The 22,480-nt window shown below is 69.9% G+C and carries 28 protein-coding genes; 11 read left to right on the forward strand and 17 right to left on the reverse strand.

All coding sequences use genetic code 11. The features are described from left to right. Positions 1 to 342 (reverse strand): HNH endonuclease signature motif containing protein, encoded by a 342-nt coding sequence (locus E3O60_RS12135; protein ID WP_134498209.1) that lies wholly within the window; start codon positions 340 to 342, stop codon positions 1 to 3. Between the two features lie 14 nt (positions 343 to 356). Continuing rightward, a complete protein-coding gene (locus E3O60_RS12140) occupies positions 357 to 980 on the reverse strand; it encodes a DUF4232 domain-containing protein (protein ID WP_166788988.1) in 624 nt (207 codons plus the stop codon). Between the two features lie 349 nt (positions 981 to 1,329). Between E3O60_RS12140 and E3O60_RS12145 the strand changes: the two genes are divergently transcribed. Next, positions 1,330 to 2,700, forward strand: coding sequence for a serine hydrolase (locus tag E3O60_RS12145; RefSeq protein ID WP_134498213.1), 1,371 nt, complete (start codon positions 1,330 to 1,332; stop codon positions 2,698 to 2,700). Between the two features lie 11 nt (positions 2,701 to 2,711). On the opposite strand, the gene E3O60_RS12150 is transcribed toward E3O60_RS12145, so the two are convergent. Genes E3O60_RS12150 through E3O60_RS12165 form a run of 4 tightly spaced genes read right to left on the reverse strand, consistent with a single transcriptional unit; the run spans position 2,712 to position 4,222 of the window. Beyond that, a complete protein-coding gene (locus tag E3O60_RS12150; protein WP_088457734.1) occupies positions 2,712 to 2,885 on the reverse strand; it encodes a CsbD family protein in 174 nt (57 codons plus the stop codon). Between the two features lie 58 nt (positions 2,886 to 2,943). Further along, the gene (locus E3O60_RS12155) at positions 2,944 to 3,396 is read right to left on the reverse strand and encodes a hypothetical protein (protein ID WP_134408625.1); all 453 of its coding nucleotides are present in this window, start codon (positions 3,394 to 3,396) and stop codon (positions 2,944 to 2,946) included. Positions 3,397 to 3,437: 41 nt separating this feature from the next. Next, positions 3,438 to 3,794, reverse strand: a complete 357-nt coding sequence (locus tag E3O60_RS12160) for a hypothetical protein (RefSeq protein ID WP_088457732.1) — start codon at positions 3,792 to 3,794, stop codon at positions 3,438 to 3,440. Continuing rightward, a complete protein-coding gene (locus E3O60_RS12165) occupies positions 3,791 to 4,222 on the reverse strand; it encodes an Asp23/Gls24 family envelope stress response protein (RefSeq protein WP_134408624.1) in 432 nt (143 codons plus the stop codon). Before E3O60_RS12165 ends, E3O60_RS12160 begins: the two co-directional genes overlap by 4 nt. 227 nt (positions 4,223 to 4,449) lie before the next feature. On the opposite strand from E3O60_RS12165, the gene E3O60_RS12170 reads away from it, so the two are divergent. Then, a complete protein-coding gene (locus E3O60_RS12170; RefSeq protein WP_134498215.1) occupies positions 4,450 to 5,004 on the forward strand; it encodes an RNA polymerase sigma factor in 555 nt (184 codons plus the stop codon). Beyond that, a complete protein-coding gene (locus tag E3O60_RS12175) occupies positions 5,001 to 5,606 on the forward strand; it encodes an Asp23/Gls24 family envelope stress response protein (RefSeq protein ID WP_166788841.1) in 606 nt (201 codons plus the stop codon). Before E3O60_RS12170 ends, E3O60_RS12175 begins: the two co-directional genes overlap by 4 nt. Here E3O60_RS12175 and E3O60_RS12180 read toward each other — a convergent pair. Further along, a complete protein-coding gene (locus E3O60_RS12180) occupies positions 5,603 to 7,024 on the reverse strand; it encodes a GH1 family beta-glucosidase (protein WP_134498217.1) in 1,422 nt (473 codons plus the stop codon). The two genes, E3O60_RS12175 and E3O60_RS12180, sit on opposite strands and share 4 nt — an antisense overlap. A 101-nt stretch (positions 7,025 to 7,125) precedes the next feature. Next, positions 7,126 to 7,284, reverse strand: a complete 159-nt coding sequence (locus tag E3O60_RS18520; RefSeq protein ID WP_165788003.1) for a hypothetical protein — start codon at positions 7,282 to 7,284, stop codon at positions 7,126 to 7,128. A 96-nt stretch (positions 7,285 to 7,380) separates the two neighbouring features. Between E3O60_RS18520 and E3O60_RS12185 the strand changes: the two genes are divergently transcribed. Next, a complete protein-coding gene (locus tag E3O60_RS12185; RefSeq protein ID WP_134498219.1) occupies positions 7,381 to 8,373 on the forward strand; it encodes a bile acid:sodium symporter in 993 nt (330 codons plus the stop codon). 90 nt (positions 8,374 to 8,463) lie between these two features. Further along, on the forward strand, positions 8,464 to 8,811 hold the full coding sequence (locus E3O60_RS12190; RefSeq protein ID WP_088457726.1) for a hypothetical protein: 348 nt from the start codon (positions 8,464 to 8,466) through the stop codon (positions 8,809 to 8,811). 62 nt (positions 8,812 to 8,873) lie between these two features. Here E3O60_RS12190 and E3O60_RS12195 read toward each other — a convergent pair whose 3' ends face one another. Next, positions 8,874 to 9,296 carry a hypothetical protein gene (locus E3O60_RS12195; RefSeq protein WP_088458171.1) on the reverse strand — a complete coding sequence of 141 codons (423 nt, stop codon included), beginning with the start codon at positions 9,294 to 9,296 and terminating at the stop codon, positions 8,874 to 8,876. A gap of 139 nt (positions 9,297 to 9,435) precedes the next feature. Between E3O60_RS12195 and E3O60_RS12200 the strand changes: the two genes are divergently transcribed. Then, positions 9,436 to 10,008 carry a YdeI family protein gene (locus E3O60_RS12200; protein WP_134498221.1) on the forward strand — a complete coding sequence of 191 codons (573 nt, stop codon included), beginning with the start codon at positions 9,436 to 9,438 and terminating at the stop codon, positions 10,006 to 10,008. 21 nt (positions 10,009 to 10,029) lie between these two features. On the opposite strand, the gene E3O60_RS12205 is transcribed toward E3O60_RS12200, so the two are convergent. Both E3O60_RS12205 and E3O60_RS12210 read right to left on the reverse strand, forming a co-directional pair. Further along, positions 10,030 to 10,701 (reverse strand): response regulator transcription factor, encoded by a 672-nt coding sequence (locus E3O60_RS12205; RefSeq protein ID WP_088457724.1) that lies wholly within the window; start codon positions 10,699 to 10,701, stop codon positions 10,030 to 10,032. Beyond that, a complete protein-coding gene (locus E3O60_RS12210) occupies positions 10,698 to 12,035 on the reverse strand; it encodes a sensor histidine kinase (protein ID WP_166788989.1) in 1,338 nt (445 codons plus the stop codon). Before E3O60_RS12210 ends, E3O60_RS12205 begins: the two co-directional genes overlap by 4 nt. A gap of 320 nt (positions 12,036 to 12,355) precedes the next feature. Between E3O60_RS12210 and E3O60_RS12215 the strand changes: the two genes are divergently transcribed. The 3 genes from E3O60_RS12215 to E3O60_RS12225 all read left to right on the forward strand — a co-directional run bounded on the left by E3O60_RS12215 (position 12,356) and on the right by E3O60_RS12225 (position 14,828). Beyond that, positions 12,356 to 13,093: an ABC transporter ATP-binding protein gene (locus tag E3O60_RS12215; protein ID WP_103460180.1), complete on the forward strand. Its 738-nt coding sequence runs from the start codon at positions 12,356 to 12,358 to the stop codon at positions 13,091 to 13,093. Then, positions 13,090 to 14,388, forward strand: coding sequence for an ABC transporter permease (locus E3O60_RS12220; protein WP_088457721.1), 1,299 nt, complete (start codon positions 13,090 to 13,092; stop codon positions 14,386 to 14,388). The genes E3O60_RS12215 and E3O60_RS12220 overlap by 4 nt, the downstream gene beginning before the upstream one ends. A gap of 89 nt (positions 14,389 to 14,477) precedes the next feature. Continuing rightward, complete coding sequence (locus E3O60_RS12225) at positions 14,478 to 14,828, forward strand: VOC family protein (protein ID WP_088457720.1); 351 nt, start codon at positions 14,478 to 14,480, stop codon at positions 14,826 to 14,828. Between the two features lie 53 nt (positions 14,829 to 14,881). On the opposite strand, the gene nhaA is transcribed toward E3O60_RS12225, so the two are convergent. Next, positions 14,882 to 16,249: a Na+/H+ antiporter NhaA gene (nhaA, locus tag E3O60_RS12230; RefSeq protein WP_134498225.1), complete on the reverse strand. Its 1,368-nt coding sequence runs from the start codon at positions 16,247 to 16,249 to the stop codon at positions 14,882 to 14,884. Positions 16,250 to 16,340: 91 nt separating this feature from the next. Further along, positions 16,341 to 17,141 carry a type I methionyl aminopeptidase gene (map, locus tag E3O60_RS12235; protein ID WP_103460182.1) on the reverse strand — a complete coding sequence of 267 codons (801 nt, stop codon included), beginning with the start codon at positions 17,139 to 17,141 and terminating at the stop codon, positions 16,341 to 16,343. A 63-nt stretch (positions 17,142 to 17,204) separates the two neighbouring features. Between map and E3O60_RS12240 the strand changes: the two genes are divergently transcribed. Next, positions 17,205 to 17,501: a helix-turn-helix transcriptional regulator gene (locus E3O60_RS12240; RefSeq protein WP_134498227.1), complete on the forward strand. Its 297-nt coding sequence runs from the start codon at positions 17,205 to 17,207 to the stop codon at positions 17,499 to 17,501. Between the two features lie 4 nt (positions 17,502 to 17,505). Here E3O60_RS12240 and E3O60_RS12245 read toward each other — a convergent pair whose 3' ends face one another. The 3 genes from E3O60_RS12245 to E3O60_RS12255 all read right to left on the reverse strand — a co-directional run bounded on the left by E3O60_RS12245 (position 17,506) and on the right by E3O60_RS12255 (position 20,260). Beyond that, complete coding sequence (locus E3O60_RS12245; RefSeq protein WP_134498229.1) at positions 17,506 to 17,871, reverse strand: SdpI family protein; 366 nt, start codon at positions 17,869 to 17,871, stop codon at positions 17,506 to 17,508. Between the two features lie 39 nt (positions 17,872 to 17,910). Next, a complete protein-coding gene (locus E3O60_RS12250) occupies positions 17,911 to 19,044 on the reverse strand; it encodes an SDR family oxidoreductase (RefSeq protein WP_134498231.1) in 1,134 nt (377 codons plus the stop codon). Positions 19,045 to 19,369: 325 nt separating this feature from the next. Continuing rightward, a complete protein-coding gene (locus tag E3O60_RS12255) occupies positions 19,370 to 20,260 on the reverse strand; it encodes a D-hexose-6-phosphate mutarotase (RefSeq protein WP_166788990.1) in 891 nt (296 codons plus the stop codon). A gap of 159 nt (positions 20,261 to 20,419) precedes the next feature. On the opposite strand from E3O60_RS12255, the gene pepE reads away from it, so the two are divergent. After that, positions 20,420 to 21,187 (forward strand): dipeptidase PepE, encoded by a 768-nt coding sequence (pepE, locus tag E3O60_RS12260; protein WP_134480971.1) that lies wholly within the window; start codon positions 20,420 to 20,422, stop codon positions 21,185 to 21,187. On the opposite strand, the gene E3O60_RS12265 is transcribed toward pepE, so the two are convergent. Further along, entirely contained in the window at positions 21,126 to 22,418 is a 1,293-nt protein-coding gene (locus E3O60_RS12265; protein ID WP_166788991.1) for an EAL domain-containing protein, read from the reverse strand. The two genes, pepE and E3O60_RS12265, sit on opposite strands and share 62 nt — an antisense overlap. Between the last annotated feature and the right edge of the window lie 62 nt (positions 22,419 to 22,480).

The following is a 22,480-nucleotide window of genomic DNA, read 5'->3' on the forward strand; positions in this document are numbered from 1 at the left end:
TCACTGCGTGGCTGGGTTCTTGCTGGGCATTTCGATGAGTGTTTGGCCGGGGTCGATGGTTGCCGGTGGTCGTAGCCAGTATTGGTCCTGGTGTTCGAGGATTTGCCAGCCTCGGGTGTGTAGTAGTCGGTGGTGGGGGTTGCAGAGCAGGATGCCGAGCCGGAGGTCGGTGCTGCCGTGGTCACGGGCCCAGTGTTGGATGTGGTGGGCTTCGGTGAGGGTGGGTGGTTTGTCGCAGTCGCCCCATCGGCAGCCGCCGTCTCGGGCGGCTAGGGCGACGTTGTGCGGGGGTGAAGAGGCGTTCTTCGCGGCCGACGTCGAGGGGTTGGCCGGTGGGGTCACGGAATGAGCGCGGGCTAGAAGACCACCGGACTCGCGGCGAAGGCGCCGGTTCGCGCGAGCTGGATGGCGGGGTCTGCGCAGCCGTCGATGGGGTTGGGGGTGGCGACCCGGCTGCTCTGGTCGGTGTTCGGCGGCGTCACGGCGAGCTCGGTGACCGGGATGAGTGGGCAGCCGTATGCTCCGGCCCGGGTGAGGTGCAGCAGGCTGAACGCCGAATCGCCCGGCTGTAGCAGCACGGCGGATGGCGCCGTACGCGGTTCCAGGCCCGAAGCGGCACCAATGGGCTGACCGGTGTCTGCGGACACCAACTGCACGCGGGGATATCCATTGGCGGTGCAGGCGACGGCGCCGGAGTTGGTCACGGAGAGGTCCCAGAAGAAGCTGCCCGCGCCGCTGTCGCCCGGGCGTTCCTGCAGGGCGAAAGACAGCCTGTCGGTGGTGCACGCGGATGCGGCACCCGGTTCACCCGGCGACCCCGGCGAACCGGGACCGCCGGTCGGCTCGGGCGAGGGGACGCTCGACGGCGTGGGCGTGGGCACCGGGGCTGCGGAGGGGAGGGCGGTGGGGGTGTCCGTCGGGTCGAGGGTGGGGATCAGCGGTACTCCGCAGGCGGTCAGCGTCACTGCGGCGCCGACCATTACGAGAAACACTGTGCCGAGTCGTCGGGCCGTGAAGCCGCGCGAGCGACCCGTCCCTACGCGGATCATGCGCCCAGTATTGCACCGACTGGGCTTCTAGGCGCCGCGGGCGCGACGGGCGCGCGCCCTGGGTACACTCCCGGCAATGGGCTCTTCCGGCATTCCCCGCGGGGGTGGAATGCAGGGGGCACGGGATGGGCAGCGGGTCGTCATGACAGGTCAGAAGGCACGACAGCGGGGAGGACTTCCGCGGAGCCGAACCGGCACCGTGAGCCGGCTGAGCCGGCTGAGTGGACTGAGCCGGCTGAGTGGACTGAGCCGGCTGAGTGGAATGAGCCGGCTGAGTGGAATGAGCCGGCTGAGTGGAATGAGCCGGCTGAACGCGCTGGGCCGGCGGCACCGGCGGCACCGGCGGCCGGGGGTGGCCGCGGTGGCCCTCCTGACGGTGACCCTGGTGCTTCCCCTGGCGGGTTGCGTGGATGCGGCGGCACTGTTTCCCATCGGCCCGGACACGGCGTCGGGCGCACTGGCCCCCGAAACCGTCGTTTCGCTCGACGCCGCACTGGACGAGGGAATGGACCTGGCCGGCGCGACCGGCGCTATCGCCGGCGTGTGGGCGCCGTGGGCGGGGCAGTGGCTGGCGAGCCCGGGTGCCGAGGGCTCCGGCATCGACCCCACCACCGGCCGTCCGGCCGGCGGCGGGGCGCTCACCACCGACATGCGATTTCGCATCGGCACCCTGACGGGCGCGATGACCTGCACGGTGTTGCTCCGACTCGTGGATGAGAAGCGCGTGGGCCTGGACGACCCCGTGTCGTCATACCTGACCCGCCTGCCCGGGGTGCAGGGCATCACCCTGCGTCAGCTGTGCCAGCACACCGCCGGCCTCGGCCAGCCGAACCTCGAGCCGCAGTTCGTCAACAATCCCACCCGACAGTGGCCGCCCCTCGAACTCGTCTCCGGCGGGCTCGGATCCACCAGGACCGGACAGCCCGGTCGGGTGTGGAACCCTTCCGACGCCGGTGTGCAACTTCTCGGGATGGCGCTGGAAGAGGCGACGGGCGACAGCTGGCCGGAACTCTACCGACGGTACGTGTTCGAGCCGTTGGGGCTGCGCGACACGTCGTATCCCGATCCGCAGGACTTCGACCTGCCGGGCGACCACCCGCGGGGATGGGCCGCCGCTCTCGACACCGAAGGCACCCCGGCCTGCACGCGTCCGGTCGATGTGACGCGGCTGTCCAACTCCATGAGCGGGGTGGCCGGCGGGGCCGTGTCCACCCTGGCTGATCTCAAGACCTGGTCGCAGGCGCTGGCCACCGGAGGATTACTCTCCCCAGACGCAGCGGAACAGCAGTGGCGGAGCGTGCGGGAAGAGGGCGCCCCCCAGTGGCGGCGATACGGGCTGGGGGCGGAGCAGCTGGGCCCGATGCGCAGCGGCGGCGGCGCGATCCCCGGTTTCCTGTCGGCGACGCTCTCCGACCCGGAGAGCGGCCTGACCGTGGTGGTGATGGTGAACGATTCCAGCGCGGGTGCGGAGTTCGCCCTGGCCCTGGCGCAGCGCCTGGCGGCGATCGCTGCGGAGATGCCCGTATCGGAGGGGCAATCGGATGCGGGGCTTGAGCTGCCCTGGACGGCGGAGGCGGCGACGGCCCAGATGCGCGTGAACGCGGCCTGTCCGACCGGCACAACCGGGAATCCGGCGGCGCCGGTCGGGTGACCGGTAGGAGCCTACTTCTTGAACGCGTCCTTGACGTTCTCGCCGGCCTGCTTGAGGTTGGCGCCGGCCTGGTCTGACCGGCCCTCCGCGACCTTGGAGTCGTCGTTGGTGACCTTTCCGAGGGTTTCCTTGGCCTTGCCCTTGAGGTCCTGGGCGGTGTTCTCGGCCTTGTCTGATGCACTCATCGTGTTCTCTCTTTCTCTTGGGGGTGGTTCGGGATGGTCGGCTTGGTTGTTGGGTCGGTCACAGGTCCATGCGGCGGATCATGACCGTGGGCAGCAGGGTCGGTCGCAACGAGTCGTAGGTGATGGCCTCAACCTCGGGTCGTTCCTGACGCTCGGGCAGCAGCGCCGCCAGCACGAGCACAGTGCCAACGCCCGCCACCAGGATCACCATGACCGGTGTGCTCAGGTTCACCTGGCCCAGGTAGCGCAGGACATCGCCGGGGGCAGCGATCAGCGCGGGCCGGTCGAGCAGCGCGAGGACGAGTTCGGCGCCGAAGTAGAGGCATCCGGCGATGATGACCGAAGCCAGCGCGATGGCAACGACCGACCATGACGAGGGGATCTCCCGGCGCGGCTGCTGAGTGTACGTGGACCGGGTGGCCCGGCCCGCCGGGTGACGCAGCTGCAGTGCCGCAACGGCCTGGCGCGCTGCGAGCGTGCCGGGGGCCGAGGAGGGGATCGTGCGGGTCATGGCGTGGTGTTCCTTTGTGGTGTCGTGCGGAGGGAGGGAGGTCAGTCCACCGGTGTGGGCGGTCGACTGCCGGCGCCGGTGAGGCGCACGGTCACCCCGGCGATGTCCGCCCCGGTGAGGGTGGCCACGGTGCCGCGGATGTCGTGCTGCGCGCGTTCGGTCCGGTCGAGGGCATCGTCGACCGACGTATCCGTCTCGCCCCGGTCGAGCGGCAGCAGGCGGAGAGGGGTGCGCACGGTGAGGTCCAGGCGGCCGGCCGCGTCGGCCACGTCGACCTTGACCTGGCTGGGCTGCACGGCGAGGGCGTCGGCGGCCACGGCCGAGACCAGTCTGGTCATCGCGCGCGCGGTGATGCGGTTTGCGCCGTGCGGGGTGACGGTCACGCTCGAACCGCTCATGGCTGCGAAACCTCGTCGGTCTCGTCGGCTTCGTCAGGCAGGTGCACGTCGTTGATGGTGACGTTGACCTCGGTGACGTCCAGGCCCACGAGAGTCTCGATGGCGTCGATGATCGCGGTCCGGGCATCGTCGGCGACCTGCTGCAGCGGCAGCGGGTACTCCGCCACGATGCTCAGGTCGACGGCGACGTGCGGCCCGTTGACCTTGACGCTCACGCCCTGGCTGCGGTCGGTGCTGCCGATCGCATCGCGGATGGCACCGAGGGCGCGAGCGGCGCCGCCGCCGAGGGCGTGCACACCGGTGACCTCGCGGACGGCGAGGCCGGCGATCTTGGCGACAACGGCATCGTTGATGACGGTGCTGCCGCGCGATGTGCCGGCGGGCAGATCGGTGCGGACCGAACCGATATCGGGGGTGAGGCTGGTCATGAGGCGGGCTCCTGTGCTCGTCGACCGCGCTGGCGCGGAACTGCTGTGACAATAAAGCTGGATGGTGAGATAGTCACTATGCTGCACGAAGAGTGCGGTGGGCGATTTTTCTCTTGCCGATTCTCATTGATACTGTTCAGACGCATCTCACGGCCGGTTCGTCACGAAATCCGTCGGCGAGATTGGTCTTGAGTAGAGAGAGGTCTCCGGTGGCAGGTACGGGGTCGATGGAGCGTGCGCCCCTCGGCGACGCCGCAGACTCGATACTCGCCGCCCGTGCCGCGGATGGCGACCTGCGCGCCTTCGAGGTGCTCGTCCGCCGCCACGGGCCGCTGATGCGCGCCTATGCCACTCGCATTCTGGGCTCCAACAGCGATTCCGACGATGTGGTTCAGGAGACCTTCATCACCGCCTGGGAACGTCTGCCCGAGTTGCAGGACCCCGCCGCCACGAAGGCCTGGCTCATGAGAATCACCAGCCGCAAGGCGATCGACCGCATCCGTGCGCGTAAGCAGGACCAGCCCCTGGGTGAGTGGGATGCGCCGGCACCGGAGTCGGAATCTCCCCACCAGAGGGCCGAAGCGGCATCGCAGCGCGAGCGGCTCACGCGTGCACTCGGTACTCTGAGCGAAGCGCAGCGGGAGTGTTGGACGCTGCGGGAGATTGGCGGGCACAGTTACGCCGAGATCGCCGAGGAACTTGATTTGCCTCCGTCGACGGTTCGCGGTCTCCTGGCCAGGGCCAGGCAGAAGCTGATGCAGGAGATGGAGGAATGGCGATGACACCACGTCACGACGACGACGCCGACAAAGACCTCCTCGAGCAGCTCAGCGAAATCATGGACCGCGGCGAGTCCCCGACGGACGATTTCCTGAACAAGGCGCCGGAAAACCGGATCGCCTTCGACGCGCTCACCCGATTCCGGGCGATGGCCAAGAACATCCTCGACGACGACGTCGCGTCCGAGCCCGAACGCGACGACAGCTGGGTCACCGGCATCCTCAGCAACATCCACCGGGAGGCCAGGGCGGGACGCTCGATCCCGGTCTCGCACTCCTCACCCAAGGCCGACCTGAGCCTGACCGAAGGCGCCGTCAGGGGCCTGATCCGTTCGGCCGGCGACGCCGTCGCCGGCACCTTCATCGGTCGCTGCCGTCTGGAGGGCGACGTGGCGACCCCCGGCAGCCCGGTCACGGTGAACGTCGAGGCGAGCATGTTCTGGGGCGAGCGGATGCCGCAGACCGCGCAGCAGCTGCGGGAGGCCATCACGACGTCCCTGCTGCACCACACCGAGCTGAACATCGTCGCGGTGAACGTCACCATCACCGACGTGCACCTGCGCCGGAATCCGAAGGACGAGGACCGCTCGGCCCCGAACGGCTAGGGGAGCCGGCGGGTTTCGATCAGCGTGCGGTACCAGAGGGCGCTGTCCTTGAGGGTGCGCTCCTGGGTCTCGTAGTCCACCCGAACGATACCGAATCGCTTCGAGAACCCGTAGGCCCACTCGAAGTTATCCATCAGCGACCAGACGAAGTAGCCGCGCAGGTCGACGCCGTTCTGGATGGCACGATGCGCCGCCGTGAAGTGCCGACGCAGGTAGTCCACCCGGTTGTCGTCGTGCACCGCTGCCACGCCCTGGTCGTCGATCGTGACGACATCCTCGAACGCCGCCCCGTTCTCGGTGACCATCAGCGGCAGGCCGGGGAACTCGTCCCGCATCGCCTCGAGGAGTTGCAGAAGCCCGCTGGGTTCGATGTTCCAGTCCATTTCGGTGAACGGGCCGGGCTGGTCGAGCCGGGGAATGTCGTCGGTGCCGGGGAAGGCCGAAGCGCGCGAGGCGGCTCCCGCCGCCGAGTCTGCCGCGTGGGCCGCTCCCGCGGCCGGCCCCACCAGGGTGGTGTTGTAGTAGTTGATGCCCAGCACGTCGATCGGCTGGTGGATGAGCTCCTCGTCGCCGGGCCGCACGAACGCCCAGTCGGTGATGGCGGCGGTGTCCTCGATCAGGTCGGCGGGATAGGCGCCGTGCAGCATCGGACCAGTGAAGATCCGGTTGCCCACGGCCTCGATGCGCCGCACCGAGTCGGCGTCCCCGCGGATCACGTGCAGATTGTGGGTGACCGAGATCTGCGCGGTCGCGGGCACGACCTCCCGCAGCGCACTCACACCGAGCCCGTGGGCCAGGTTGAGGTGGTGCGCGGCGGTCAGGGCGGCGGCGTTGTCCTGCCGGCCAGGTGCGTGCTCGCCGGAGCCGTGGCCGAGGAAGGCGGAGCACCACGGTTCGTTGAGGGTGGTCCACACCGGCACCCGGTCGCCGAGTGCCGCGCCGACGAGCCGCGCGTAGTCCGCGAACGCGTATGCGGTGTCGCGGTTGGTCCAGCCGCCCTCGTCTTCCAGAGCCTGCGGCAGGTCCCAGTGGTACAGGGTGACCACCGGGGTCACGCCGCGCTTGATGAGTCCGTCGACGAGTCGTTCGTAGAAGTGAAGGCCGGCCGCGTTCACGGGTCCGCGACCGGTCGGCTGGATGCGCGGCCAGGCGATCGAGAACCTGTATGCGTCCAGGCCCAGGCTCTGGATCAGGTCCAGGTCGGCTTCGAGCCGGTGGTAATGATCGTCGGCCACATCGCCGGTGTCGCCGTTCTGCACCGCGCCCGGAGTGTGCGAGAAGGTGTCCCAGATCGAGGGGCCGCGGCCGTCTTCGTCGACGGCACCCTCGATCTGATACGAGGCCGTCGCGGAACCGAAGACGAAGGAATCGGGGAACTGCAGGCCGCTGTCGCGGAAGTCGGGGGAGCCGTCGATCATGGTGCGAGTGTTACCGATTCTGTTGGCGGAACGTATGGCGTGGGTCGTGCCGGGTTGCGGCTGTGGGGCGCCGGGAACGGCGCGGCAGGTCAGGCGGCAGGTCAGTCTGCCGGACCGCCGGACGCTGTGTCGTCCTCGGTCGGGGAACTGTCGTCGCTCTGCGATCCGTCCGCGAGCTTCTCGGTGCGTTCGGTCTCTTCGCTGCTGACCTCCGTGGAGCCGTCGGGGATCTTCGGGTTCTTCGTGTTGTCGGTAGTCATCCCACCACTATAGGCAGCGACGATGACACCTGGGCGGGCCGGTGACCCGGCGTCGCCGTATCCGCCCGGCCTCTCGCCCGCCTCTAGGGTGGGAGCATGGCGGGGATCGTGCAGCGGCTGGAACACCGCCAGGTGGCGCTGTACCTGGCCGCGATAGCGCTCGGCGCCCTGGTCGGCTGGCTGGCCCCCGGCACGGCCCCCATGCTCTCGGTCGCCATCACCCCGCTGCTCGGGCTGCTGCTGTTCGCCACCTTCCTGGGTGTGCCGCTCGTGAGCGTCGGGCGATCGTTCCTGGACCTCCGCTTTGTGGGTGCCGTCCTCACGGTCAGCTTCGGGATCGTACCCGTGGTGGTCTTCGGCCTCAGCCGGTTCGTCGCCGCCGACCGGGCCCTGCTCCTGGGGGTGCTGCTGGTGCTGCTCACCCCGTGCGTGGACTATGTGATCGTGTTCACCGGGCTGGCCGGTGGGGCCCGCGACAAGCTGTTGGCCGCCACGCCGTTGCTGATGCTGCTGCAGATCGTGCTGTTGCCGGTCTACCTGACGCTGTTCGCCGGGCCTGCCGCGGTGGCGCTGATCGAGGTGGGCCCGTTCGTCGAGGCGTTCCTGGCCCTGATCGTGCTGCCCCTCGCCGCCGCGGCGGCGGTGCAGTTCGGTGCCCGCAGGCGACGGGTGGCCGGGGCGGCCCGCGCCATCGTGGCCCTCCTGCAGGCGCTCATGGTGCCGCTGATGATGGCCACCCTCGCGGTGGTCGTCGGGTCGCAGCTGGCAGCAGTGGGGGCCCAGGCCGCGGCGTTGCTCACCCTCGTCCCGCTCTACGTCGCCTTCCTGGTCATCCTGGTCGGGGTCGGTATGGTCGCCGCCCGGCTCGCCGGCCTCGACGTGCCGGCCTCCCGCGCCCTGATCTTCAGCGGCGCCACCCGCAACTCGCTGGTGGTACTGCCGTTGGCCCTCGCCCTGCCGGCCTCCCTGGCCCTGGCGCCGCTGGCCGTGGTGACGCAGACTCTGGTCGAGCTGGTCGGCATGGTGATCCTGGTGGGGTTGGTGCCGCGACTGGTTCCGGGTTCCCCGTCGGGTGCTGACCGCTCGTAGTCTGTGTCGTTCTGTGACGGCACCGGCGTGACAGCCCAAAATCGCGAACCTACACTCGAGGCAACGAACGCCGATCGTGAAGGAGGCTCAATGATCACGCAACCGCTGCACATCCTGCAGTGCAACAGCACGGGTGGCGATGGCTGCGTCAACCACGGAGCCGGCCACGCGACCCAACCCATCCACGTGCGGGTCGCCGAGGCCACCCCGAGCAAGTGGGCCGACGGCATCGTGCTGCGTGCGACGTCCGACGGGTGGATCGGGATCGCCCTGTTCGGACCCGACGACACCGCCGCCGACAGCGACACAGCCACGGTGTGGGTCTGGAACCACGCCGACCTGACGGCGCACCTCAGCGCCGGAGCGCCGGTGGCGTTGCACTCCGTCTACAACGTGCTCGCGAGCGGCCGCAGCCGTGTCAGCGTCGTGCGGCTCTAGTCAGCCCTCCCGGCACTCAGCCCTCCAAGCGGCCCACTCGCAGCGGTCGGTTCGGCCACGGGTCAGCTCGTGGGCATCATCCCGGTCATGGCGTCCATCATCTTCTGGCAGGCCATCGCGCACTGACGGCACGCCTCGGCGCACATCCGAGCGTCCTCGCTCATGCCGGCGTGCTTCATACACTCCTCGGCGCAGGCGGTCGCCATCGTCATGGTGGCCGTGTGCATGGCCATCATGCCCTCCATGTGCATCCCGTTCGGGCGCAGCATCGCACGCATCATGGTGCCTGCCAGGTCGGCCATGGTGGCGCACAGGCTTCGCCCCGTCGCCATACCCTCACCCATCATCGAGTCCGCGCACATCGTGCAGGCCTGCTCGCAGGCTGAGCACGCCTCGATGCATTCCTGCATCAGCATCATGTCCATCCCCTGCATGGGCATGTCCTTCATGTGCATTTCCATCATCTGCATGGTCGTGTTCGTCATCGTCACACCATTCCTTCGCGGGAGACCGGGCCCGGGCCCATCCCGATGCCGTCAGCGGTGCCCGCCACGGCCGATGCTACGCCGCGGGCGCCGCGAAGTCAGGAGAAATGCACTGCGCGAGCATCCGTAAAATAAGCGCATGGTGGGAATGCAGGACCGAGTCATCCTCGACGTCACCGTTCAGGAATGGGAGGCCTACCTGGCCGGCGAGCCCGATGACGGCGGCGTGCGCCTGAAGCTGCGTAAGAAGAACTCGAAAGCTTCGGGAATGACCTGGTCGGAGGCCCTGGACGTGGCGCTCTGCTACGGCTGGATCGACGGTCAGACCAACCGGCTCGATGACGACTACACTCTCACCGGCTTCTCACCGCGACGCAAGAACAGCCCGTGGTCGCAGATCAACCGGGAGCACGTGGCGCGGCTCATCGACGAGGGGCGGATGCGGCCGGCCGGGATCGCGGAGATCGAGCGGGCTCAGGCGGATGGCCGGTGGGACGCCGCCTACCGGCAACGGGATGCCGTCGCCCCGCCGGACCTGCAGGCGGCCCTGGACGCCGACCCGGCGGCGGCCGCGTACCTGGCCTCGCTGACGAAGGTGGACCGGTTCCGGATCTACTTCCGGCTGGCCAACATCAAAACCCCCGCGGTGCGGGCCGCACGTGTCCGGGACGTGGTCGAGAAGGCCGCCCGCGGCGAACAGCACTACCGCTGACGGCGAGTTGCCCGCGGGTGGCTACGCCGTCCCGCCGGGCACGAGCAGGCCCGACTCGTAGGCGACGATCACCAGCTGGGCACGGTCGTGCGCGCCGAGCTTGGTCATCATGCGGTTCACGTGGGTCTTGGCGGTGTGCGGGGAGATCACCAGCTCCTCGGCGATCGCGCTGTTGGCGTGGCCGCGGCCCACGAGCAGCAGGATCTCCCGCTCCCGCTCGGTGAGCAGTGCCAGTGCCGGCGGAACCGAGAGCGCGGCCGGCTCGACGGGCGCCGTGTACCTGTCGATCAGGGCCTTCGTGGCGCGCGGCGAGAGCAGGGCGTCGCCGCCGTGCACCGTGCGGATGGCGTTCATCAGGTCGGGCGCCTCGGTTCCCTTGCCGACGAATCCGCTGGCGCCCGCGCGCAGGGCCTGCAGCACGTACTCGTCTTCCTCGAAGGTGGTGAGCACGATGATGCGGGTGCCGGCCAGCTCCGGGTCGGCGCAGATCGCCGCGGTCGCCTGGATGCCGTCCATCACGGGCATCCGGATGTCCATCAGCACGATGTCCGGGCGCAGCGCCCGCACCAGATCCACGGCTTCGCGCCCGTTGCCGGCCTGCCCGGCCACGCTGAAGCCGGGCTCGTGCGACACGAGCTCGGCCACGGCTGTGCGGATCAGGGACTGGTCGTCGGCGAGAACCACGGAGATCATGAGGCACCATTCGGTCGGGGGTCTGCGGGTTCTCTCGGAACAGGTGCGTCGGCACCGGCCGGTGTCATGGTGTCGGCGGGATCGGTGGGCAGCCAGGCGGTGAACCTGAAGACCGGGCCGGGGCCCCTGGTGGCGGTGAGCCGGCCGGCCACCGACCCCACTCGTTCCCTGGCGCCGAGCAGACCGTGCCCGGCGCCGGCCGCGGTGTCCGCCGCCGCCGATCCGACGCGGGGTTGCGCGGCCACGGTATTGGTCACCGTGATCTCCAGGCCCGCCGGCCGGTAGTCCAGGTGCAGCAACGCGGTGTGGTCGGCGCCGTGTTTGTGCGCATTCGTCAGCGCCTCCTGCACCACCCGGAACGCCACCATGTCGACGGCGCCGGGGAGCGGTCTCGGGGTGCCGGCCAGCCGGTGCTCCACGCGCAGCCCGCTGCGTTCGAAGTCGATCAACAGCGGTTCCAGGTCGGCGAGCCCGGCGACGGGAGCCGACGCCAGGCCGGTTCCGCCGGCATCCGTGGCGCGCAGCACGTTGAGCAGGCTGCCGATCTCGCCGAGTACGGTGCGGGCGGCCGCACGGATGGTGGCCAGCGACGTCTCGGCGTCGTCCGGCCGGTCGGGCAGCGCCTGGGAGGCGACGCTGGAGTGCAGGTTGATCACCGCGATCTGGTGCGCGAGCAGGTCGTGCAGGTCGCGGGCGATGCGCAGGCGCTCCTCCGCCACCCGGCGCAGGGCCTCGGACTCCTTGGTCTCCTCGGCACGGCGGGCCCGCTCGGTGATGCCCCGGATGTAGGCGGCGTGCGACCGGTTTGCATCGCCGGCGGCGGTGGCGAAGCCCACGAACGCCGCCAGCTGCAGCATCGCGCGGGCGTCGTGCCAGGACGAGTCGAGGAAGGCGAGGGTGGCGCCGGCCAGGAGCACCACGGTGCAGCCGGAGAAGAGCAGCGAGGTGCGCCGGGGCATCCGCGCGGCCACGGAGAACACCCCGACCAGAACGGCCAGCAGATACGACACGATCGGCCCGTCCACCGCCAGGCCGAGCACGCAGGCCACCACGGCCACGGATGCGCCGACCAGCGGCGCCCGCCGGCGCAACAACATCGACCCGGCCGAGGCAGCCACCAGCACAGCGGCGGCGGGGCTCGAGAACACGGTGCCGCTGAAGTCGGTGCCCGCGAAACCGGGGCCGAGTACGAGCAGAACCGCGAGCAGGTCGCGCAGCCAGAACGGCAGCCGCGACAACGGCGAAAAGGTGCCAGGGGCCGGATCGGTACTGCCGCGGCGGGGGAGTGGCAGGCCGGGGCCGGTCTCGGATGCACGCGTGCGCTGGCTCGGCATACTGTTCCTCCCGCCCGCGGATCGGGTCAGACCCATTCTGTCAATCGATCCGGGCGGAGGCAGCCCGCGGGCGCGGGCGCCCGGCGTACTGCGTTGGTGGTACGCCGGGGCCGGCACCGGCAGAAACCGTGTCAGCGGCGGTACCGGCAGGTTCCTACGGCCGGAGGACGCCGGGGCCTGGACACGTCCGGGAGACTGGAGTCGTGTCGTTGGGCCGGTCGCGAAGTGGCCGGTTGAACGGCACGCCAACCCCCGCTGCCCGCCGACGCGCAGCCCGCACAACACAGCGGCACCCGCCGCATCCACAGGAGAGCCCAGCCATGACCGTGCCCATTCTCGCCGCCCGCGACATACACAAGTCGTATGGCCGCGGCGCCACCCGGTTCGACGCCCTCAAGGGGGTCTCGCTCGACATCCACCAGGGCGAGTCCATCGCCATCGTCGGTAAGAGCGGGTCGGGCAAGTCCACCCTGATGCACCTGCTGGCGCTGCTCGACAACCCCAGCTCCGGTGCTGTCGAGCTCAGCGGCCGCGATGCCAGCGCGCTGAGCGGCAAGGTCGTCAACCAGACCCGCAACGAGACCTTCGGTTTTGTGTTCCAGCAGTTCTTCCTCACCCCCAACACCAGCGTGCTCGACAACGTGACACTGCCGCTGCAGATCGCCGGCATCGGCGGCGCCGAACGCAAACGCCGCGGGATGGCGGCCCTGGAGCAGCTGGAACTGGCCGACAAGGCCAAGAACAAGGCCACCGACCTCTCCGGCGGCCAGAAGCAGCGGGTGGTGATCGCCCGGGCGCTGGTGAACAATCCCAGCGTGATCTTCGCCGACGAACCCACCGGCAACCTCGACTCCGCCACCGGCAAGGTCGTGGAGGACATCCTGTTCTCGCTGCAGAAGGACAACGGCATCACCCTGATCATCGTGACCCACGACGAAGACCTCGCGGCGCGTTGCGACCGTCGGGTGTACATCCGCGACGGCCTCATCGTCGATAGCCTGCACGCGGTGCCCGCCACCCCGGCCTCGGCCACGAGCACCGGGGAGGTGCGCGCATGAACGCCTTCGACCTGATCCGCTCGGCCGTCAGGAACAGCCTGCGCAGCAAGACCCGCACCACCCTCACGGTGCTCTCGATCTTCATCGGCGCGTTCACCCTCACCCTCACCAGCGGGGTCGGCACGGGAATCAACCAGTACATCGACACGACTGTCGCCTCGATCGGCGCCGACGACGTCATCACGGTCACCAAGGCGGCCGAAGACAGCACGGATGGTCCGGTCGAGTACGATCCCTCCGCGGTCGCCATCGATTCCCCGAACTCGCCACCCGGCGCTCCGGGATCCAGCCTGATCGCGCTCACCTCCGACGACCTCGACACGATCGGCGCCGTTGACGGCGTCCTCTCCGTCCAGCCGCAGCTGAGCGTGAGGCCCGACTTCGTCCAGGTGGCCGACGGCACCGCCTACGAGGCCAACGTGGGGAGCTTCATCCCCGGCATGGCGCTGGACCTCGCCGCGGGCGCAGAACCCGACGCGGAAAGCAGCGACTACCAGGTCGCCATCCCGGTCTCGTTCGTCGCGCCCCTGGGCTTCGCGGATGACGCCGACGCCCTGGGCGCCACGCTCACCCTGGCCATCACCGACGTCACGGGAACCCAGTCCGAGCTGACCGCCACCATCGTCGGCGTCTCAGAGGAAGGCCTGACGGGCTCGACGGCGTTCACGGCCAACGAGGTGCTCACCGAGGCGCTCTACGACGCCCAGAGTGTGGGCCTGTCCGAGACCAGCAAGGACAGCTACGCGCAGGCCGTCGTCCGGTTCGATCCGACCGGTAGCGAGGCAGACCTGGCCACGCTCAAGGCCGACCTGACCGACCTGGGCTACACCGGCACCACGGTGGAAGACCAGATCGGCTCCTTCAAGGCCGTCATCGACGGCATCGTGCTGGTGCTCAACGCCTTCGCCGTGATCGCCCTGCTGGCCGCCGGCTTCGGCATCGTCAACACGCTGCTGATGAGCGTGCAGGAGCGCACCCGGGAGATCGGCCTGATGAAGGCCATGGGCCTGGGCGGCGGCAAGATCTTCGGCCTGTTCAGCCTGGAGGCCGTGTTCATCGGCCTGATGGGCAGCGCGCTCGGCGTCGCCGTGGGCATGCTGGCCGGCACCGGCGCCAACGCGCTGCTGGCCGACACCCTGCTGGCCGACCTGCCCGGGCTCACTCTGGTGGCGTTCGACCCGGCGGCGCTCGCCACGATCGTCCTGGTGGTCATGGGCCTGGCGTTCCTGGCCGGCACCATCCCGGCGCTCCGTGCCGCTCGTCAGGACCCCATCGAGTCGCTCCGCTACGAGTAGCCGCGTAGCCGGCAGCGCTCGGGGCCCGCATCCGCTCACGCGGGTGCGGGCCCTTGCGCGCGCGCCGGCCACGCGCTGAGATGGCCGGTATGAAGGTGACGAGCGTAACCGTAGGCCTGCCCGTTCGCGATCTGCCGGCCGCCGAGCGTTGGTACCGGCGGGTGTTCGAGGTGTCCACTCCCTCGGTGGAACCGGCCCCAGGGGTGATCGAATTTGTGGTCGGTCCCATCGACCTGCAACTCAGCGAGGAGCCGCCGAAGCGCTCGGGCGCCCAGGTCACCCTGCGGCTGGGCGTGCCAGACGCCTCCGCCGAGTACGAACGCCTCACCGGGCTGGGCGTGATTCTCGGCACTCTCGAGCACGTGCCGGGGGCCGTGGACTACTTCGACTTCACCGATCCGGACGGCAACGCGCTCAGCATGTACTCCCTGAACGCCTGACCCGGCCGGCGCCGGCCCGTCGGCGCCGGCCCGTCGGCGTCGGCCCGTCGGCGTCAGTCGGCCGGGGTGCGGTCGGGTTCGCCCTGCTGGTAGGCACCCGGGATGCCGTCACCGTCGGCATCCACCGCGTCGGCCTGTTCGATGCGGTGGTAGAGGCGATTGCGGGCGCGCAGGATCACCGAGGCGAGCAGGGCGGCGGTGATCGACGCCACGAGGATACCTACCTTGGCGTGGTCGTTGGTGAGAGAGCCGGCACCGAAGCTCAGGTCGGCGATGAGCAGCGACACCGTGAAGCCGATGCCCGCCAGAACCGCCACGCCGATCAGGTCGATCCAGCGGAGCGCCGGATCGAGCTTCACCGGGGTGAGCCTGGTCATCAGCCAGGTGGTGCCCACGATGCCCACGGGCTTGCCGAGCACGAGGCCCACGATGATGCCGATCGCGACGGGGTCGGTGAGGGCGCCCACCAGGCCGTCCCAGCCGCCCACGGTGACGCCGGCGGAGAAGAACGCGAAAACCGGCACGGCGAAACCGGCCGAGAGCGGGCGGAACCGGTGTTCGAAGGTCTCCGACAGGCCGGGCCCCTCCTCGGCGGCCACGCCCGGGCGGGTGCGGCGGTGGATGACCGGCACGGCGAAGCCGAGCAGCACACCGGCCACGGTGGCGTGGATGCCACCGGCGTGGACGAGCGCCCAGGTGGCGAAGCCCAACGGCAGCAGGATCAACCAGGCCGCCCAGGCCCGATCGGCGAAGAAGCGCCGGTACTTCTGTGCCAGGAAGGTGTACAGGGCCAGCGGGATCAGGGCGAGCAGCAGCGGGCCGACCTGCACGTCGTCGGAGTAGAACACGGCGATGATCGAGATGGCCAGCAGGTCGTCGACCACGGCCAGGGTGAGCAGGAAGATGCGCAGGGCGCTGGGCAGGTGCGAGCCCACGATGGCCAGGACCGCCACCGCGAAGGCGATGTCGGTGGCCGTGGGGATAGCCCAGCCCTGCAGGGTCTCCGGGCTGACCAGGTTGACGCCGGCATAGAACAGCGCGGGCACGGCCACGCCGCCCATCGCGGCGGCGACGGGCACGATCGCCCGGGACGGGGAGCGCAGGTCACCGGCCACGAACTCCTTCTTGAGCTCCAGGCCCACCAGGAAGAAGAAGATCGCCAGCAGCCCGTCGGCCGCCCAGGCGCCCAGGCTCAGCTCCAGGTGCCACGGCTCATAGCCGATGCGGAAATCGCGCAGGGCGAAGTAGCTGTCTGCGGCGGGCGAGTTGGCCCAGATCAACGCGACGGCGGCCGCGAAGACCAGCAGGAAACCGCCGACGGTCTCCTTGCGCAGGATCGCGCCGATGCGGAGCTTCTCGCGGTAGCTGCCGCGCGAGGGAACCGTCTGCGGGGCGGAAGGAATGGGGGTGTCGTGTGGCAAGGCACTCCAGAGGGTTTGGGGTCGGTCATGCGAATGCTGACCAGACTTCCCAGCTCACCTCAGGGTAGTTTACCGAAGTCTCCTGATCACCTCATGTAAACGCGGGGCCTCTCGAGTTCGTCCGTGTCGGCAGGGTGAGGATCTCGGCGCCGTCCTCGGTGATCGCGATCGTATGCTCGCTGTGTGCCGTGCGGCAGCCCGTCGCGCTGCGCAGGGTCCAGCCGTCGGCGTCGGTGATCAGCGCAGCCGTGTCCACCATGACCCACGGTTCCAGGGCCAGCAGCAGGCCGGGGCGCAGTCGGTAGCCGCGGCCGGGTCGCCCATCGTTCGACACGTGCGGGTCCTGGTGCATGGTCGATCCGATGCCGTGACCGCCGAATTCCAGGTTGATCGGGTAGCCCGCCGCGCTGAGGACGGAGCCGATGGCGGCGGAGATATCCCCGATCTGCGCTCCTGGCGCGGCGGCGGCGATCCCGGCGGCCAGGGCTCGTTCGGTCGCGTCGATCATCGTGACGCTCTCCGCGGGCTTCGAGTCACCCACGAGAAAGCTGATGGCCGAGTCCGCGGCGATCCCGTTGGTGGACACGGCGAGGTCGAGAGTGAGCAGGTCCCCGTCGGCCAGGGCGTAGTCGTGGGGCAGCCCGTGCAGCACCGCGTCGTTGACTGACGTGCAGATGTAGTGGCCGAACGGCCCGCGGCCGAAGGATGGCGCGTAGTCGACGTAACAGGACGATGCGCCGGCCTCGACGATCATGGCCTGCGCCCACCTGTCGAGGTCCAGGAGGTTGGTCCCCACCGTGCTGCGGCGCTTGAGCGTGTGCAGGATGTCGGCGACCAGGGCGCCCGACTCTCGCGCTCGGGTCAGTTCGGTGGGGGTCAGGATTTCGATCATGCGGCACCTTTCGCGGGAAACCAATAACTATACCGGCCATATTATCCCGGTAGAATCGGTGTCATGGTCAGATTGCCGCTCACACCCGCAGAGCTCGACCGTGGAGCGCGCCTCGGCGCCCTCCTGCGTTCGGCCAGGGGGGAGGTTTCGATGCTGCACACCGCGCTGGCTGCCGGCGTCTCGCCGGAGACCCTTCGGAAGATCGAGTCCGGCCGAATCGCGACTCCGGCGTTCCCGACCATCGCGGCGATCGCCGAGGTCCTCGGGCTCTCGCTGGATGCGGTGTGGGCGGAGATCAGCGAGCCCGGACGTGCCGCTGACAGAGTCGGCGCCGGCGCCTCCGAGCGATTGGCGTCCTGAGCCGCTAGTGCTGCTCGTCCTCGTCGACGAGCTCAAACGCGCGGTGCGCGGCCGGGGTTGCCACGGCCGCACCGATCAGGACGAGGACCACCGCCACGGCCGCGGCCGCGAGCACGAGGGGTCCGGTCGTGTCCTCGTCCGGACGCAGCGCGAGGACGGCGGCGCCGGTGAGGAACATGACCAGTCCGGCCAGGCCCACCGGGATCCGGGCGGCCCGGTGGCCGGCGATCCAGGCCGCCTCGGACATCATCAGGGCGCGCATGCGGATGCCCGCCACCGAGTTGACCCCGAGTCGCCCGCGAGCGGCGGCCTCGCTGACCGCCGCCACCAGGATGCCGCCGAGCATGAGGACGATTCCCGAAACGATCATGCCTGGAGACTATCGGCCGGCTCGCTCCGGCGGCTCCGCCTAGGGAATGAGACGCTCGGCGCGGTACCTGGCGAACAGGTCCAGGAACGCCTGCTCGGTGTTGCGGTAACCGGTGAAGCCGGCCGCCCGGCTGCGGCCCATGTCGGCGAACACCTCCATGGCGCGACCGAGGTCGGCGTCGGTGTGCCACCAGGACGCCAGCCGGGTCAGGTCGGACTCGACGAGGCCGTGGCCGGCCACGATGCGGTCCCAGACCGGCTGGGCATCCGTCATCTGCGTCTCGAGCGGCCGCGGGGCGCCGGCGAAGCCCTCCGGCACGACGCCGAAGTGAGCGGCCAGGCGCGGCCAGAGCCAGCGCCAGCGGAAGGTGTCGCCGTTGACGATGTTGAAGGCGGTGTCCGCGGCGGCCGGGGTGGTGGCGGCCCAGACCATCTGGTCGGCGAGCAGGCCGGCGTCGGTCATGTCGGTGACGCCGTTCCACTGGGTCTCGGACCCCGGGAAGATGAACGGGCGATCCAGTTCCTTGCAGATGGCGGCGTAGACGGCCAGCGTGGAGCCCATGTTCATGGCGTTGCCGACGGCGTGGCCGATCACGGTGTGGGCGCGGTGCACCGACCAGGTGAAGCCGCGCGCCCGGGCGGCGGCCCAGAGCTCGTCCTCCTGCGCGTAGTAGAAGTTCTCCACCGACAGGCGCGGTTCGTCTTCGTGGAACGGGGTGTCGGGAACCTCGCCCTGGCCATAGGCCTCGAACGGGCCGAGGTACTGCTTGAGCCCGGTCATCAGGGCCACGTGCTGCACCGGGGCGTCAGCCAGGGCGCTGAGCAGGTCGCGCACCATGGCGGAGTTGACGACGATGTTCTCCGCCTCGGTGTCCTGTCGGAGCCACGCGGTGAAGAACACGTGGGTGGGCAAGTGTGGGGCCAGGGCGGTGCGCAGCGAGTCGACACTGCGGAGGTCGGCGCTGACCGGGATCACGCCGGGCCGCGCGGCGACGGGGGTGCGGGAGAGGGCGATGACGCTCCAGCCCTCGGCTGTGAGCAGGTCCACCAGCGCCGATCCGGCGATGCCGCTTGCGCCCGCGACGAGGGCGGTGCGACCGGGCTGGCTCGGGGTGCCGGTGGGGCCGGCGGTGTCGGGATCTGGAACGGGCAGGGCTTCGCTGGAAATAGGCATCACAGGAGGCAACGTCCCGACCGGTCGGGGAATTCCGTGCGGTGCCGTGCCGTGCGGTGCGGTGCCGTGCCGTGTGGTGTGGTGCGGCGGGCGGGTCAGCTCCGGCCGGCACCTTGCCGGAGAGGGGGAGCGCGCCTACCGTGTGCGACGTCGGCCGGGGCGCCACGCGGCGCCTGCCGCGGCGTGATGTTCCTCGTTGTGCGGGCCACGCGCCGTTATGCGGGCGGCGCGCCACCCGCATAACGGCGCCTACCCCGCATACTGCAGGCGGGCCGGGCCGGGCCGGGCCGAGCCGGGCCGAGTCGCGCCGCATCCGCCGCCCGGCTCAGGCCACCGAGTACCGCACGCTCATCTCGTGGCCGGCACCCGGCGCCAGGGTGATCGCGTTGTCGCGGATGTTGCAGGTCTCCACGCACACCATGCCGGTGTACTCGTTGTCGCCGAAGTCGGCCATCGCGGCGGCCTTGTCGATCCACGGGTTCCACACGACGGTGCTCGCCGAGCCCTGCTTCGTGATGGTGATCTGCCGGCCGGTTGCGGTATCCGTCACCGTCGTGGCGGCCGTGCTGTCCAGGTAGATCCGGTCGGTTTCGGCATCGAAGCGCACCGGCTCGCTCTCGGCGGGGCGCGGGCCGGTGAGGCGGTCGGTGAACGGGGCGCCCTCCAGACCCGACACCTCGGTCTGGCGGATGTCGGCGACGGCGAGGTAGGTGTGCAGGGCCTCCTCGTAGCTCAGCTGCGCCGTGTCGAGGTTGGTGACCTGCAGCGAGAGCGCCAGCTGGGCACCGACGGTGACCGTGTAACGCGCCTCGAACCGGTGTGGCCAGGCCGACGCCCGGGTGGCCTCCGTGTCGGTGAGCACAAAGACCAGCACCACGTCATCGCCGGCTTCGCGCGCCTCGGCGAGCCGCCAGTCGGCCAGTCGGGCGAACCCGTGCGACGGGGCAGTGGCATCCGTGGGGTGCGCACCGAACCAGGGGAAGCAGATCGGTACCCCGCCGCGTAGCGGCACCCCCGGCGCGTATTCGCTCTGCTCGCTCATCCAGATCACCGGGCTGCCGCCGGTGGGCGCCCAGGCGCTCACATGTGCGCCGCGGAGGTAGATCTCGGCGGTGCCGGCGCGGGCGAACACGCGGGCCACGGCGAGGCCGCCCTGACCCATCCCCAGTTCGACGGATGACGGCAGTTCGGGCAGTTGCGAGTCGATGGCAGACATGATGACCTCCGTGGTCGATGGGCGTGATCCCATCCTAGGAACCTGGACCTCTTTGGGCCCCTTGCGGAGGAAGGTAGGATCACCTTTCGAGCGACGGAATGGGCCGTATCGGGTCTCACGACGGGCGCGCCGGAGAATCATCCCGATCGGAAGGATCCCATGCAACTGCTCCTCCTCGCCAACTGCACCAGCCCCGGCCACGGTTACCTCGAGCACGCGCTGCCCGAGATCCTCGCCTTCCTGAACGGGGTGACCGAGATCACCTTCGTGCCCTTCGCCGGCGGTGACCACGAAGCGTACACGGCGACCGTGCGGGCCGCATTCGAGCCGCACGGCATCGGGGTGCGCAGCCTGCACGAGGCCGCCGACCCTGTCGCCGCTGTCGCGTCAGCGCAGGCGCTCTTCGTCGGCGGCGGCAACACCTTCCGCCTGCTCGCCGCCCTGCAGCGACTCGGACTGATACCGGTCATCCGCGCGCGGGTGCAGAACGGTCTGCCCTACCTGGGATCCAGCGCCGGCGCCACCATCACCGCGCCCAGCATCCGCACCACCAACGACATGCCCATCGTGCAGCCGGAGTCGTTCGAGGCGCTCGGCCTGGTGCCGTTCCAGATCAACCCGCACTACGTGGACGCCGACTTGGTCGGGGCCCACGCCGGAGACTCCCGGGAAACCCGCCTGACCGAGTTCCTCGACGAGAACGACGTGCCGGTGCTGGGCCTGCGCGAGGGCACCCACCTCAGTGTGACGTCGACCCTCGCCTGCGCCCTCGCCGTGGTCGGCGGCGGCCCGGCCGGCCTGCTCTCCACCGAGCCGGGCATCGTGTTCGAACGAGGACGCGCGCCGCACAACGTCGCCGGCGACGTCAGCCCGCTGTTGGTGCGGCGCCCCCGGTACGACCGCCCGCTGGCGACGGCGGTGAGCTGAGCCGGCTGATCAGGGTGAGGGCGGCGGCGGTGGCGAGGTCACGGTCGTGGGTCAGCACGAACTCGTACGCGCCCTCGCCGTGGTTGTCGGGATCGACCTCGCGGGCGGCCAGGACGGCGGCGAAATCCGCGGTGAGCACCACGATGTCCCACTCGTCGAGCAACGGGTCGGTCGGGTCGATTTGGGTCACGCGGATGCCGTTGGCTCCGTCGAGGCCGGCATCCCCGGCGACGTAGACCGCCACCAAGCCGGCCGTCTCGGCGAGTGTCTCGTAGCGTCGCCGGGTGGCGGGGGTGAGGTTGGGGTGGTGCTGGAACGTCGAGAGCACCACGGCCGAGTCGCCGCTGGCCAGTGCCCGCGATTCCAGGAAGATACTCATCTGCACCAGCAACGCCCGGTTGGACGACCGGGAGGTGCGCAGCGGAGCCACCACACTGTACGGGGTGCCGCTGGTCGGCAGCGACGCCGAGGGGTCACCGGGGAAGCTGATCCCGGCGAGTGCGGCGGCGTTCGGGACCTCGGCCACCGGGCGGCCGAAGAGCCAGCCCTGCCCGTAGGTGGCTCCGAGCGCGCGAGCGGTCACGCGGTGTTCCTCGGTCTCGATGCCCTCGGCAAGCACCACGGCCCCGGTGCGTTCGGCGTGCGCGGCGACGGCGCTCATCACCCGGGCGGCGTCCTGGTCGGGACGCTCACGGATGAGCGCCATGTCGAGCTTGATCAGGTCGGGCGCCAGCAGCGGCAGCAGGGCGAGCGAGGCCGGATCGGCGCCGAGGTCGTCCACGGCGATGCGGTAACCCATCGCCCGGGCCCGGTCGATGGCGTAGAACAGTCCGGCCGGGTCGTTCATCAGTGCGCGTTCGGTGACCTCGAGCACAGCGGGCGCCGGCGGATGCGGTGCAGTGGTGAGGTCGGCACGGCGCAGCGATCCCGGCTCCACATTGACGAAGAGCGTGTGCGGAGTGGTGAAGCCCTGTTCGGTGGCGGTGTGCACGCTCGACAGCCAGCAGGCCAGGTCGAGATCGCCGACCCGGCCCAGCTCGTGGGCGCGGTCGAAGAGCGCGACCGGATTGTGGAACACGGTGTCGACCGGACCCCGGCTGAGGGCCTCATAGGCGACGACGGTGCCGGAGTCGAGCTCGACAATGGGTTGGAACCTGCTGCTGATCAGCCTGTCGGCGAGAATCTCGCCAAACAGGGCGTCGGACTCGCGCTCGCTCGTCGTCGTGCCCACAGCATCCCCCATCAGCGCCGGGGCGCATCGTTCTGGCAGTCTACCGACGCGCTGAGCCCGCC

Origin of the sequence: Cryobacterium sp. TMB1-7 (assembly GCF_004402435.1) — a bacterium.
GTDB lineage: Bacteria > Actinomycetota > Actinomycetes > Actinomycetales > Microbacteriaceae > Cryobacterium > Cryobacterium zongtaii.